Genomic DNA, 13,680 nt, shown 5'->3' on the forward strand with positions numbered 1-13,680 from the left:
GGACCGATCCGGTGTGGATCGGTCCCTGCTCGTTTAAAGTAGTACAATTAGTACTAGGGTTATAAGGGCCTTGCTGATAACGAACTCAGCAGACCAGCTATTTGTTTTTATTTTTATCTTCATTAACTGCACGCTCGGTTGGATGTCGAGCGTGTTACCTTCCATAAGAGTCAGGCGAGAGCAAACTCGCCTGCATTACCAATTATATCAGTTATGGAAGTATCCCGCTTGCGGTCGCTGCCTCTTCACAAAAGCCCTCTAACGTGCATAAATAGGTGCACATATGGCAGACAGTGACAATCAGGAAGAGAAGAATCCAGTAGGCCGACCACTCAAGTACAAGACGGTCGAGGAGCTTGATCGCGCGATCAGCGCTTACTTCGACATGTGCGATCCTCACACGCAGCGCCGAGTTGTTGACTGCGGGATCAACGAGAAGGGCGAGACGATCTGGCGCGACCGCGAGGTCATGACCGAACAGCAGCCCTACACCGTCTCTGGCCTTGCGCGGGCACTCGGGATCGACCGTGACACCTTGATCAACTACAAGAAACGCGACGAATATTTCGGCTCGATACAGGCTGCATATGACCGCTGCCACGAGTACGCAGAGTCGCAGTTGTACGGTCGGGCATCTGCTGGCGCTGCCTTCTCCCTCAAGAACAACTGGAACTGGCGCGACAAGCAAGAGCACGATCACACCTCGGGCGGGAAGCCAATCGCACCGGTCGTGAGGATCATCGATGAGCGACAAGCCACCGGAAATCCTGATTCCGAGTGAGTACGCGCCGATCCTGGACAGGAACTACCGCGAGGCGATCGTCGAGGGTGGCCGCTACTCGCTCAAGTCGCACTCGATAGCACGCATCATCCTGATTTGGGCAGTACAGGAGAAGACCCGCGTCCTCTGTGGGCGTGAGTTCCAGAACTCCATCAGCGAGTCGGTACATCAGCTCTTCGCTGACCTGATCGAGTACTACCAACTCACCATGTTCGACATCACCCGAGACTCAATCGTCAATCGTGAGAACGGCTCTGACTTCATCTTCAAGGGTGTCCGTCACAACGCTCAGTCGATCAAGTCGATCGAGGGTGTGGACGTGTTCTGGGGCGAGGAGAGCCAGACGTTCTCGAAGGAATCCATCGACATCATCACCCCGACGATCCGCAAGCCGGGATCGCGCCTCATCTGGACGATGAACCGACTTCTCGAACTCGACCCGATCTACGAGCGCCTGGTGGTCAACCAGATGCCCAACACGCTGCACATCAAGGCGAACTACGACGTGGCCGAGAAGTACGGGTGGCTGCCAGACGAGATCAAGACGGAAATCGAGTTCGACCGCGTGAACAACCCGACCCTCTACACCTTCAAGTGGCTGGGCGAGCCGATGAGTCAGCTCGACAACGCGATCATCGGTCGCGACAAGGTCATGGAGGCGATGGGGCGGAAGGTCGACGACACTGGCGCGGTCGAGATCGGCGTGGACGTAGCGCGCATGGGCAACGACCGCACTGTGTTCTACAAGCGCAAAGGGCACAGACTGACCGACCACAAGGAGTACACGAAGCTACGCACGACCGAGGTGTGCGATCGTCTCGAAGAGTTTGCCGGCCACGACAAGAACGTAGCGATCAAGGTGGACGACACGGGGGTCGGCGGCGGCGTGACTGACGAGATGTTCCGCCGTGGCTATCGGGTCGTTCCGATCAACTTTGGAGCGACGTCCGCGGACCCCGATAAGTACCCGAACCTCATCAGCGAGGCGTGGTTCTACATGGCCAACATCATGGATCAGATACAGCTCGACCTAGACAGTGATCTCCTCATGGAGCTATCGGGACGACTCTGGAAGATGGACAGTAAGGGCCGTCGTGCAGTGGAGAAGAAGGACGAGTACAAGAAGCGTGGCTACCGGTCGCCGGACAAAGCCGACGCCTTGATCCTCTGCTTCTTTGACCGCGACGTCCAACCGTTCCCAACTGACGACACTGAAGACGAGATACGCGGTGACCCAATCACTTCCGGCCTGATCGGCAGCAACTTCTAGCGTTCACAAACCGTGCTCTCTGTGCTTAATTAGTGGTAGATATGGAAAGCACGACCAAACGAAAGTACGCAACCGAACTCGGTGATTCCGGCGTCCAGATCTTCAACGGGATCATCTCGAGCGATGAGTACCGACCTGAGCTGCGTGGCCGCTACGCCTTCAAGACGTACGACGAGATGCGCCGAGGCGATGCCACCGTGCACGCCGGCCTGATGGCGGTGAAGTACCCAATTATCTCCGTGCAGTGGACTGCTGAGGCTGGTGGTGATGACGCCGGCGATGAGGAAGCCAAGGAGCTTGTCGACTACAACCTCAAGGAGGTGCTGAACTGGCGTGAGACCCTGACCGAGATGCTGACCATGCTGGAGTTCGGCTTCTACGTGGCTGAGTTGGTCTTCGACTGGCGCACGGTCAACGGTGTCGATCGGATCGTGCTGACCAAGGTGGCCTACCGCAAGCAGACCACCATCGAGCGTTGGACACAGGAAGACGGCACTCCGGGCATCGTGCAGCGCCTCACTGATGGCAGCACCGTTTCGATCCCGTGGGACAAGTTGGTCGTATTGAGTAACCAGAAAGAGGGCGACAACTGGGAGGGGATGTCTATTCTCCGATCGGCGTATCAGAACTGGTACTACAAGAAGACCTTCTACCAAATCGACGCGGTGAAGCACGAGCGCCAGGCGCTCGGCGTCGTGAAGATCAAGTACCCGAGTGGTGCCGATACCAAGATGCGTGACGAGGCGAAGCGGGCAGCGGCCAACGTCCGCGCTAATGAGCGTGCCTACCTGGAAGAGCCAGAGGGCTGGGAGATCGACTTCATGGACATGAAGTCGAACACGACCGCCGACCCGAAGGAATCAATCGCTCACCACGACCGTCAGATCCTCAAGAACATGGCCGTCCAGTACATCGACATCGGGGCGCAGGGGAGCAGCGGCTCATTCGCGGCTTCAAATGACCAGCGCGCACTTCTAGAACAGCAGGATCAGGCCATCGCTGAGCAGATCGCCGCGGTGGTGAATGAACACGTCATCAAGAAGATCGTCGATCTGAACTTCAGCGTCACCAACTACCCGAAGTGGAAGCCGGGCCGTGTAGCCCGTGAGGACATCGAGATCCTGGCAACCGCAGTCGAGAAGTTCAAGGGCGCGGGCATTCTCACCCCGAGCGACGAGGACGAAGAGCACGCTCGCAGCGTCCTGCACTTCCCGGACATGAGCGAAGAGGCGAAGGGTAAGGACCGGCAGACAACCACCTCCGTAGCGGATGGTGACGATCTCGACGTAGATGCCCCGGAGAAGCCGGCCAAGTCTACGAAGGACGACAGCAAGACGAAGCCTGAGGACGTGAAGGTAGACGCGTCGGTTCAACTGATCGACACTGCCCGCCAACTACGCGCTGCGATCACGGAGAAGCTGTATGAATCGCCTCGCGCTGCTTGAAGCCAAAGCGGAACTCACACAGGCAATCCGAGCAAGTGAGGAGTGGCATCCGTCCTATAAGGACCATCAGGAGACGTTCAAAGCGCTTCTACTGCACGAATCCGAGCTCGAGCGACAGACTGCCGAATACCTCGCTGGACTCGCTGAGAGAGCACCTACGTACGTCGACTGGAGTGTGTACACCACCAAGCTCCTCGCCTCTGCGGATGGACAGCTCGACAAGGCCGACGAGGTCTGGAAACAAGAACACCTCGACTTCACCAAGGCCGTGCTCGACGCCATCGAGAACCTGGTCGCGACCGGCGGAGTGGCAGGCGAACTCACGTACGGGATACCTCTCGGTACGACGACGCTCAGCGAATCGGTGATCGTGGCCGCACGGGATCTCGTCGCGGAGCTGGTGAGCGGAGTGACCGACACGAACCGCAAGCTCATCCGTGAGGCGATCAAGAGCAGCCTGGCACGTGGCGAGGACATTGCAGCAGCCACGGAGCGGATCAAGAAGGTCATCAACAACCCGCTGCGAGCCGAGATGATCGCGCAGACCGAGAGCGTGAATGCGTACCAGACAGGACTCAAGAACTTTGCAGTTGAGACGGGTGCCGTGAGCAAGGAGTGGGAAGCGTTGGCCGGCGCGTGTACTCAGTGCTCTCCACTGGACGGTGAGAAGCGGAAGATTGACGAGCTGTTCAGCAACGGGAAGGATCGACCGTCGGCCCATCCTCGGTGTCGGTGTGGTGTTATATACAACTACTGACAGTGAGCTATCAGAGGTGCATGGCGACTTATCCACAGTCGCCGTTCTTTTTGGTCTTGTGCTACATGTGATACATGTGTCACAATGAGCGCAGTTCAGGGGGCATAGAGGGTTCCTATCATCATTTGAATTGACATTACCCTCCGCCCTACCTGATTGTTCATTCTGTGGGCATAAGTGGTTCCTCCTTTTGCTTTGGGAGCCCGGTGTGCAGGTTCGAGTCCTGCCCTCTCGACCATTTCGGGGGGTAGCTTAACTGGCAGAGCACGGTTTTTTACCACTCGTCCACATTGATGCGACTATAAAAACTAAGGGCATACGCGGTTCCTATCAACATCACATTGCATTTGAACTTACCGCCCGCCCATTTAAAGGATTAATACATGTTATCAACCATTCGACTATTCAAAGCTGTGCCCGTGGACGAGCTGCGTCCTGACTTCCCAGAGAAGAACGACGAGCTGACGAAGCAGACCCTCGCAAAGGGATTCGTGTTCGCACCAGAGGTGCTGCATGCCCACCGAGATGCCAGAAACCTCGTGGATCTGGTCAACCAGGCGTACGGGCGAAGCTCCGAAGAGTTGAATGCGACCTTCCACAAGTCGTTCGCCAAGGTCCGCGAGGCCTCGATTCAACAACTCGCGTTCGAGCAGATGATCCACTACCTCACCACCTACGGCGCGGAAGCCGCGGGCGTCTACAGCGAGCAGTCGGTCTTCATCCCCGGTGAAGCGCTCGAAGCTCCAGAACTGAAGGACGGTCTACGCCTGGTCGTGATCCGCGGCCTGACGAAGGATGAGCTGAAGGCCGAGCTAATGAAGCTGCTCGGTTCGGGTATCGCGTTGGGACAGCAGACACTTGACGATGCACTCGATGTTGCGCAGTTCGTCAAGCTGTCTGTCGATGACATCGAAGAGATCAGGAACAAGGAGATCAAGGCTGCGCTCTACGACCACTTCGGAGTGTTGCCAGACAAGCCAGTCGAGTTCCTGCGCTACGTGGTGTACCGAGCAACCGAGAAGTCGCTGCTGATCAAGAACCGCGAGCTGATCGATGAGATCAAGGCGCGGCGCAACACTGACATCAGCAAGTACTTCGACCTCTACGAGGAGGAGTACGGGCTCCAGCGCCTGGCGGAGATCTTCTATCGATACAAACCCATCTTCCTGGCGTTCCGAACCAACCCGAAGCTGAAGAAGACGATCAACCGGATTCGTCGGCTGGCTGTCGCCAATCACAGGCCGATGGAAGAGGACCTGCTCAATACGCTCACGGCTCGGTTGCAGAAGCGCGAGACCCCTGACCTGGACAAGCTGAATGCTGCGCTCCAGGACGCAACGATCTTCCGCAAGATCCGTCTGGCGTACGCGCTGAAGTTCCGCACTACGGAGGCTGACTCGATCCTGTACCGGGTCCGCAACGGCAAGTCGTTCGCGACTGACTTCTCGTTCGACAACCAGCAGGGCGCTCAGATCATCTACGAGAAGGTGCTGGCCAGCATCATCAACGACATCAGTACCAACGTGGAAGGCAAGAAGATCTTCATCCCCAAGGGACTGAAGTACGGACTGCCGGCCACCGAGAAGCAGTTCACCGGCAACCTACCGACAGGCACCTTCGTCGAAGTCGCTGAGGACATGGTGGTTGGCGTGCACTGGGAGAACCTGCCTAACTACCGTGTCGATCTGGATCTCTCGATATCGAACGCTGGCGGCAAGGTGGGCTGGGATGGCGCGTACCGCGATAGTCAGAACGGCGTCTACTTCTCGGGTGACGTGACGGACGCTCCGAAGCCAAAGGGAGCAACTGAGGTGTTCCACATCGGTGGACAGGCTCGTGGCTCGTGGCTAATGAATCTGAACTACTACAACTTCAGTGACGACGAGGTGCCGTTCAAGATCGTCGTGGCTCACGATGAGCGATCAGCAGTCGAGAAGAACTACACGATCGATCCGAACAAGATTGTTGCCCTGTCTAATTCGTCGATCGATGTCAGGCAGAAGACGCTCGGGGTCATCGTCGCTGACGAGAAGTGCACGAAGTTCTACTTCGCTGAGGCTGAGTTCCAGAGGGGGATCAGTGCTCGTCACACTGTGGCTGCCGAGCAGGCGCGCCAGTACCTGCTGAACTACTACACCGACTCGATCGTCCTCAACGACGTCCTGGTGGCGGCGGGTGCCGTTCTCGTCGACCAGGTGGCCGAGGCTGACATCGACCTATCGCCTGAAGCTGTCGACAAGACATCGATCCTCGCGCTGTTGGAGAAGTCTGTGTGAAGCGGACGGTGATCTACGTTCCTATCGCTCTGCTGCGCCGCCTGAAGTCGAAGCTGGCGCTCGAAGGCAAGAGCGTTTCGGAGTGGTTCCGAGAGAAGGCTGAGCAGCACCTCGACGAGCAGTAGGGCTACCGCGAACTCGAAGACCCAATGTGAACTGCGTTGGGTCTTTTCATGCTCTCAGCGCACAAACCTGTCAGGCCTTGACCCGCCGGATCGGTGGATAGACGTAGCACTCGATCTTGTGCTTGGTGGCCCATTTCAACGCCTGATCCGAGTACCCGGAAGCCGCGAAGAACAGCGCCTTCTTCCGGGTGGACTGGGCGATTCCGTAGAGCCGTTGCATCTCAGCGATACCGACACGTGAAGCGTGGTGCTTCACCTGGGCGATGGAGGTCATCGACTCGATGTCGATCCCGCCGTCCGCGCCGGCCTTCGTCAGCTTGGCACCCCAGTGGCCGTTCTTCTTCATCCAGTCGCGGGCCATGATCTCCGCTGCTTGCCAGGTCATCCCGTGAAGTCCATCGGTCACCGGCGTCGTGTAGATCCGTTCGAGGTCACGTTGTAGGCCGCGCTCGACCTTGGTGGCCTTCATCTGAAGCCTGATGACCTCACGATCCTTGCGCTGGCGTAGTGCACGCTCAGCCCCACTCTGTGTGAACGTGGGCGTGCTGACCATCCCTCGGAAGACCCCTGGCTTCTTGCCGCACGTACGACACTTCCCACTGAGCAATGTCGTGTACAGCTGGTTCCCGCAGTGCTTGCACTTCACCATGGATCGGGATGGTACTGAACGCGGCCGACATCGTTGTCGACAACAGGGCATTGGCCTATTGACAATTAATTCGCGTTGCAAGATATTAGCGACAGATATGAGCAACATCACCGGCCTAGTAACAAAAGTTTCCATCAAAGCAGACGCGCAGGGCAATGTCCCTACGACTATCGAACTTCTCCGTGTAGGCGAGTGGCACACCCTCTGGCATGGGGACTTTGAGATTACTATCGCTGATCTCCACGAGTATGCGGCGAACTTCGCCAAAGGTGTTGGCTTGGTAGAGGGCTCAGGCAAAGCGCCTGTCAACTATGCCCACGAGGAGTGGGACAAGGCTGCCGGATGGATGACGGGACTATCCGTCGATGAATCACGCAATGCGCTCGTTGCCAGCGTCGAGTGGACACCGGAAGGTGAGCGGGCGATCAAAGAGAAGGAGTGGGCGTTTATCTCGCCGGAATTTAATCCACGAGACTCTTACCCGTACTTCGATCCCGAGGCTCCTGAGGATGAGCACGGCGTTCCCCGCTTCATTCAGAACGTCCTCACCGGTGCGGCGCTCACCAACATCCCATTGTTCAAGAAGCTGAAACCGATCATGGCATCCCGCCTGTCTTCAAAGAAGAAGGCGGACGTGACGTCAGGAGACGGCAACAAACCTAATCGAGAAGGAGAGAAGATGAATCTCGAAGATATTCGTAAGAAACAAGTCGCAGATCTCACCGAGGAAGAGAAGACGTTCCTGAGTGAGCACAAGGCAGATCTAACCGATGACGAACGTACGGCATTCGGACTAGAAGACGATCCAGCACCAACACCCGACCCTGAGCCAACGCCAGAACCGACTCCAGAGCCATCAAAGGTCGAGGCGAGCGCAGTCAAGGGAGTGCAGATGAGTCAGGAAGAGGCCGACAAACTCCGAGCTGACGCTGCTGCCGGTCGCGAAGCGATGGACAAGCTTGAGCGCAAGGAAGCTGACGACATCATCGGCCGCGCAATCAAGGCAGGTCAGATCAAGAGCGGCGACCGTGAGAAGTGGGTAGGCCAACTACTTGCATCACGTGGCAGTGACCGCACCAATCTCGAAGCGCTGATTGAGAGCCTTCCGAAGAACGAGAACCTCGGCAAGGAGCTCGGAGGCAAGGGCCAGGAAGTTTCGATCGAGGCATCGGTAGAGCTCGACAAACAAGTTCGCAGGATCATGGCGGACGCTCGCGACAAGGGCACGACTGTTGCTTACTCGGCAGCACGCAAACAGGTGCTCGACGAGAACCCGACGCTAAAAACACAACTCGAAGAGGAGGAAAAGTAAATGGCAGCAATCCAACCAGGTGAGCGCTACAGCGCTCCAGCAGCCGCAGATCTATCAACTAAGCGCTATCACCTCGTGAAGCTCGACTCGAACGGTGCAGTCGTACTCGCGACGGCAGCAACCGACAACATCCTCGGCGTGCTCGACAACAGCCCGAAGCTCGGCCAGACGGCAGACGTCGTACTTGTGAACGGCTCAGGCTCCTTCAAGGTGAAGCTCGGTGCCAACACCTCAGCTGGCGCGTACCTCACTGCGAACGCGGACAGTGAAGCGATTGGCACGACGGCTACCGGCAACCGCGTGATCGGCCGGCTCGTGCGTACTGGCGTCGAGAACGAGATCGCTGAATACATCAAACATAACGAGAAGTACTAGAAAGTCGAGACAACTGAATATGGCAAACCAACCAATCTACCTCGATCCAGCGTTGACGAACGTCGCTAACGCATGGGTCAACTCACAGGAGAGCTTCATCGCTGATGGCCTCTTTCCTGTTGTGTCGGTAGCGAAACCAACCTTCAAAGTTCCTCAGTACGGCAAAGAGAACCTAGAGCTGATCAGCAACACGACACGCACTGGTCTCTCAAAAGCAAAGAGCGTCAGCTACACACGCGAGTACAAGGACGCGAAGCCTCTCTCAGAGCACGCGCTGGCCGGCGAAGTGACCAAGGATGACTACGATCTGACTGACGATCCGTTCAACCCTGAGAGCGACACAACCGAGTTCATCCTCGAACGTATGGCACTCGCAGACGAGAAGCTGATCGCTGACTACCTTGGCAACCTCAGCAACGTTCCCGGTACTGCGCTTGTCGGTGCTGCTCGTTGGAGCAACCCCGACACAGATCCATTGAACGACATTCGTATCGCGTTGGGCAGCTTCCCATTCCGCAAGCCGAACACCATCGCGATGAGCCTCGATAGCTTCTTGCAGCTCTGCTCTCACCCTGCCGTACTCGACAAGTTCAAATGGGCTGTCGGTGGTGCAGTTGGCATGGAGCAGATCAAGACGTTGCTTGGCGGCTTCGGCATCACGAAGATTCTCGTCGGCCAGGCGCAGGCGAACATCGCTGTCGAAGGACTAGCTACGGACATCAACGAAGTCTGGGGAACCAACGTGGTACTCGCGTATGTCACTCCGAAGCCAGGTCTGAAAGAGATCAACGGCGGCTACAAGTTCAGTCTCACTGACGGCCGCAAAGTGACGAAAGACCACAAGCACAACCCTGAGTACACCGAGATCGTGGTCACTGACTACTACAACATCGAAGTGTTGCTCCAAGAGGCGTACTACACCTTCAAGGACGCATTCGCGGACTGGGAATAGGAGGTCTACATGGCACGCAACGAAGTTGGATTCAAAGGGGCGAAACTAGTTGGCGCGATCGTTGACACCGACGCCAACCCCGAGATTGTGGCTACGGCCAAGATCGTCACGAAGGACGTGACTGTGAACGCCAGCTCTACGAGTGGCACAGCGACGGTGGTAGCGGGATCGAAGGTACTTGGCTTCTATCCGGCTGGAAACCAGGATCAGCACATCGACAACGTGGCGATCGCATCGACGACGCTCACGGTGACCCTGGCTGCAGCGGCAACCGCCAATAATTTGTTCAAGGTAAACGTACTCGAACCGTAAGGAGGTGATTTATGGGAGTGAAAGTAGAACTAACCGCAGGAGTGAAACTCGGCGACAAGTGGCACAAACCAGGGGATGTCTTCGAAGGAGACCAGGAGACAGTTGACTACCTGATTGCATCAGGCGCAGCCCGCGATCCGAAAGCGGACGCGAGCGATGTCACAGTTGACAACAGCGTCGCAGAAGTCGAGGCGAAAGAGATCGTCGACGCCGCGAAGGCTGAAGCGACGAAGATCCTCGAAGACTCCAAGAGCGAAGCGAGCGAGATCGGTGAAACAGCGAAGGCTGAAGCCGAAGAGGTTGTCGCACAGGCGAATGCCGAGGCAGATCGCATCGTGAAAGAGGCTCAGGAAGCAGTTAAGGCCGCTCCAGCGCCGAAGACGGATACGAAGTCGAAGTAGATCCATGACCGTCACAGACCAAGCGAGAGCGCCCTACGGGGCGCTCTTTACTTCTTGAACGACACCCTTCTTCGGCATTGGGCCACTCACCGCCCCTCGCTTCTCGACGAGCTTGTCCTTCTTCTTCATCCCTTTTCCAGTGCGGGTCTTCAGTGTGGACTTCAGCTCATCATAGAAAGCCGTGTAGGCATTGTGCAGGTCAGGGAACACATGGCTAGTCGAGCGTTTTTCGTCTATCGGTTCGAGCATGTAAGCAGTTGCGGCGAAACTCAGATCTTCGGCGCGGTCATAGATGATTTTCGGAGCAACGACCCGCAGCCGTCGTAGATGCAGCTCTATCTGGAGCAACATTTCCTGGCCGTCGAACGTAGCTCGTCGCTCCGCTTCGGTCACACCGTGTACATGCACCCTCTGTGGGGCGATGATATTGACGGTGTCCATGAACTCAAGTGCGACTTCGAGTGTCCGGTCATCCCAGCGCCGGTGATGCTCACGCTTGCCTTTCCGCCACTCGATGATCGACTGCACCGAGACGGTAATCAGCCCACCGGCGAGGGTTGCCACACCCGCGATGATCGCCGTACCCCACCATGGGCCAGCGTTGACGACAGCGTCTTGAGCCTGGGCGAGCGTAGTCACGGGCGGGAGCGTAGCGGTTCGGAACGACATGTAATGACGAGGGGCATTGTCTCGATCACATGTCGAGCGGCAAGAGAGGGGAGTGCAGGTGCAGATTGTGACGCCAGCGGACGCCGAGCTGTTCGCAGCGCAGCACATGCGAGGCCTTGGGTACACCGATGCTGAAGCCAAGCCCGGTGGTCCAGATGGTGGCGTGGACGTACGGTCCTCTCGCGCTATCGCACAAGTGAAGCTGCATGCCAAGCCCTGCGGGCGTCCTGACCTCCAGCGCCTGTACGGGGCTCGTGGTGACGACCACGGCAAAGAGATGGTCTTCTACTCGCACAGCGGCTATTCGGCCGCAGCCGTCGACTACGCCAACACGGTGGGAATGACGCTGTTCCAGTTCGACCGCGCCGGCAACGTGATTCGGGTCGGGAGCGGTGGTCATCTGGGGCGGGTAGCCGGCACACCGCAGGTGAGTTCGAGTGATGACGACTGGGCTGCTGCTGAGAGGTCGGAGAAGCGCGCCGACGAGCTGAAGGCGCGGATCGCGACGAGGGATCATCGGCTGCTACTCGAGAGAATCCGCAGTGAGATGGATCAGATGTCCGAGCCGGATGCGGTTCGGCATATGGAACAGCTGAAGCCGATCTTGACACACGACGGGTACAAGACCTTCAAGAAGGAGTACTTCAAGACGCGACGGTCCCGCGAGCGATATGAGGCGAACGAGTCGGTAGACGTGGTGAAGCAGGCTCGTGCTATTGCGATCGTAGTTTCCGCAATGTTCGCGCTTGGGCTGATAGCGATGATTGTTGGAAACGATTACAGCCTGGTGGCGTTCGGTATCTTCCCAGTGATCGCATGGGGTATGTACTGGCTGGTTGCGAAGCAGTCTAATGATGAAGCTGCGTAAGCCCTGCTGGACCTGAATCGACGGAAGAGTGCGACGCCTTTGGGGTGCTCTGCGTGCTTGCTCGTCGAGGTAGTGGATGATGCGGTGCATGTCTGAGTACCGGTACGTGGGGAAGTGGTGGGTTCCGTCCAACGCCGATCACAAAGTTGGCGGTGTGCTGGAGATCGACGAATCGGGTAAGAGCCGACTTGAACTGACGGACGAGTTGATCGGTGCGGCGGATGTACCGGTGCTGCACGGTGCGGCGGATGGTCGTCACATCACCCTCCTCGATGCCATCCGGACTAACGGCACTAAGAGAGTGATTGGTCAGCACTCGACGACAGTTGAGGTGATTCAGGCTGAGACCGTTCTCGTGGGAATCGCGCTGAATGACGGCGAGGACGTCGTGTTCGATGGGATCGAGGTCAACATCTCCCATCTGACGATGTGGGCTAATCGGACGGGCATGAGCACGAAGCTGGTGCCGAAAGAAGGCGGCAAGGGGTTCACCCGCACGATCGCGGGATTTGACGTACTTGATTCCCTCATCTCTAGAGTGGAATCCGCCAGCGCCGAAATTTCGCTCGACTGGATTCTCACAATGACGGGTCCTCGCAACGAGGCTTGGAACCGTTCGTATCACGTCGATGAGAGAGTGCGACTGAAGATTGTTAGTGATCATCCTCGATCATTGGGGGGATTCGATGATCTAGTTCAGGCGGTCCAGGATCTGGTTACTCTTGGGGTCCAGTCGGGCTGTGCCGTAACGGACCGCGTCCTCATTATTCGTCGTGACGGTACGAGAGACTATCCGGTAAAGATCTTCTTTCAGGCTGGCAGGTTGATCACTAAAGACGTCATCAGGACTCGCGACGTCCTCTTCGGGCTGGACGATATCGAGGACTTTGGTGCCGCGATTGAGTCGTGGCTTTCGCTGCGAGAGCAGATTGGTCTCCCGTTGCATGTTCTGTTCGGCCTCGACTATGAACCAGGGGGCTACTACGAGAACCAGATTTTCAACGCCGCCTCGGCAGCCGAGGGATTTCATACCGCGTTGTGTCCAAAGACGAAAGCTATCTCGGACGAAGATCATGTAGCCATCAAGGCGAAGGTTGACGAAGTATTCGAAGGTGTGCAGAAGGCTTGGCTGAAACAGCTCATCGGGAACAATCGCCCCGGTCTCAAGACTCGATACATGGAGCTTGCTGAGCTCGCTGACCCGGAAGCCGTGGGCGAACTTCTTGGTAACGTCGACACGTGGGCGAAATGGCTAAAGGACGCCCGTAACGCGATTGGACACCTCAACACCGATGAGCTTGAAAAGAAGATTCCCGAGGATGCGCGGTTTCGACTGACGGATATCACCAAGGCTCTGCTTCATCTGATCCTAATCGATCGGCTGGGAATCGACGTCGCAGTGCAACGCAGGGCGGTCGAGGTTCCCTTTAGCTACTCGTCTAGGGAGTTCCGTGCGGCCGTCGAGGAAGCGAACTTGTAGTTGGTCTG

General features: G+C 57.2%; 14 protein-coding genes. 12 read left to right on the forward strand and 2 right to left on the reverse strand.

Annotated elements, in window-relative coordinates:
• Positions 1-283: 283 nt before the first annotated feature.
• The 5 genes from ACWEPG_RS12670 (at position 284) to ACWEPG_RS12690 (ending at position 6,529) form a co-directional block, all read left to right on the forward strand.
• Positions 284-781, forward strand: coding sequence for a terminase small subunit (locus ACWEPG_RS12670; protein ID WP_452594493.1), 498 nt, complete (start codon positions 284-286; stop codon positions 779-781).
• Complete coding sequence (locus tag ACWEPG_RS12675) at positions 744-2,051, forward strand: PBSX family phage terminase large subunit (RefSeq protein WP_452594494.1); 1,308 nt, start codon at positions 744-746, stop codon at positions 2,049-2,051. Before ACWEPG_RS12670 ends, ACWEPG_RS12675 begins: the two co-directional genes overlap by 38 nt.
• 41 nt (positions 2,052-2,092) lie before the next feature.
• Positions 2,093-3,496 carry a phage portal protein family protein gene (locus tag ACWEPG_RS12680; RefSeq protein ID WP_452594495.1) on the forward strand — a complete coding sequence of 468 codons (1,404 nt, stop codon included), beginning with the start codon at positions 2,093-2,095 and terminating at the stop codon, positions 3,494-3,496.
• Entirely contained in the window at positions 3,474-4,253 is a 780-nt protein-coding gene (locus tag ACWEPG_RS12685; protein WP_452594496.1) for a phage minor head protein, read from the forward strand. Before ACWEPG_RS12680 ends, ACWEPG_RS12685 begins: the two co-directional genes overlap by 23 nt.
• A 419-nt stretch (positions 4,254-4,672) precedes the next feature.
• A complete protein-coding gene (locus ACWEPG_RS12690) occupies positions 4,673-6,529 on the forward strand; it encodes a hypothetical protein (protein ID WP_452594497.1) in 1,857 nt (618 codons plus the stop codon).
• 195 nt (positions 6,530-6,724) lie between these two features.
• Here the strand turns inward: ACWEPG_RS12690 and ACWEPG_RS12695 are convergent, their stop codons facing one another.
• Positions 6,725-7,207 carry a restriction endonuclease gene (locus tag ACWEPG_RS12695; RefSeq protein ID WP_452594498.1) on the reverse strand — a complete coding sequence of 161 codons (483 nt, stop codon included), beginning with the start codon at positions 7,205-7,207 and terminating at the stop codon, positions 6,725-6,727.
• 193 nt (positions 7,208-7,400) lie between these two features.
• Between ACWEPG_RS12695 and ACWEPG_RS12700 the strand changes: the two genes are divergently transcribed.
• The 5 genes from ACWEPG_RS12700 to ACWEPG_RS12720 are packed head-to-tail and all read left to right on the forward strand — an operon-like array spanning position 7,401 to position 10,655.
• Complete coding sequence (locus ACWEPG_RS12700; protein WP_452594499.1) at positions 7,401-8,615, forward strand: phage protease; 1,215 nt, start codon at positions 7,401-7,403, stop codon at positions 8,613-8,615.
• Complete coding sequence (locus tag ACWEPG_RS12705) at positions 8,616-8,990, forward strand: hypothetical protein (RefSeq protein WP_452594500.1); 375 nt, start codon at positions 8,616-8,618, stop codon at positions 8,988-8,990.
• Positions 8,991-9,009: 19 nt separating this feature from the next.
• Complete coding sequence (locus ACWEPG_RS12710; RefSeq protein WP_452594501.1) at positions 9,010-9,942, forward strand: hypothetical protein; 933 nt, start codon at positions 9,010-9,012, stop codon at positions 9,940-9,942.
• Positions 9,943-9,951: 9 nt separating this feature from the next.
• The gene (locus tag ACWEPG_RS12715; protein ID WP_452594502.1) at positions 9,952-10,254 is read left to right on the forward strand and encodes a hypothetical protein; all 303 of its coding nucleotides are present in this window, start codon (positions 9,952-9,954) and stop codon (positions 10,252-10,254) included.
• Between the two features lie 11 nt (positions 10,255-10,265).
• Positions 10,266-10,655, forward strand: coding sequence for a hypothetical protein (locus ACWEPG_RS12720; RefSeq protein ID WP_452594503.1), 390 nt, complete (start codon positions 10,266-10,268; stop codon positions 10,653-10,655).
• 33 nt (positions 10,656-10,688) lie between these two features.
• Here ACWEPG_RS12720 and ACWEPG_RS12725 read toward each other — a convergent pair whose 3' ends face one another.
• The gene (locus ACWEPG_RS12725) at positions 10,689-11,294 is read right to left on the reverse strand and encodes a hypothetical protein (RefSeq protein ID WP_452594504.1); all 606 of its coding nucleotides are present in this window, start codon (positions 11,292-11,294) and stop codon (positions 10,689-10,691) included.
• Positions 11,295-11,382: 88 nt separating this feature from the next.
• Between ACWEPG_RS12725 and ACWEPG_RS12730 the strand changes: the two genes are divergently transcribed.
• Complete coding sequence (locus tag ACWEPG_RS12730) at positions 11,383-12,192, forward strand: restriction endonuclease (RefSeq protein WP_452594505.1); 810 nt, start codon at positions 11,383-11,385, stop codon at positions 12,190-12,192.
• 88 nt (positions 12,193-12,280) lie between these two features.
• Positions 12,281-13,672, forward strand: a complete 1,392-nt coding sequence (locus tag ACWEPG_RS12735) for an ApeA N-terminal domain 1-containing protein (protein ID WP_452594506.1) — start codon at positions 12,281-12,283, stop codon at positions 13,670-13,672.
• Positions 13,673-13,680 lie beyond the last annotated feature (8 nt).

The sequence above is a fragment of the Rhodococcus sp. NPDC004095 genome (assembly GCF_053604015.1).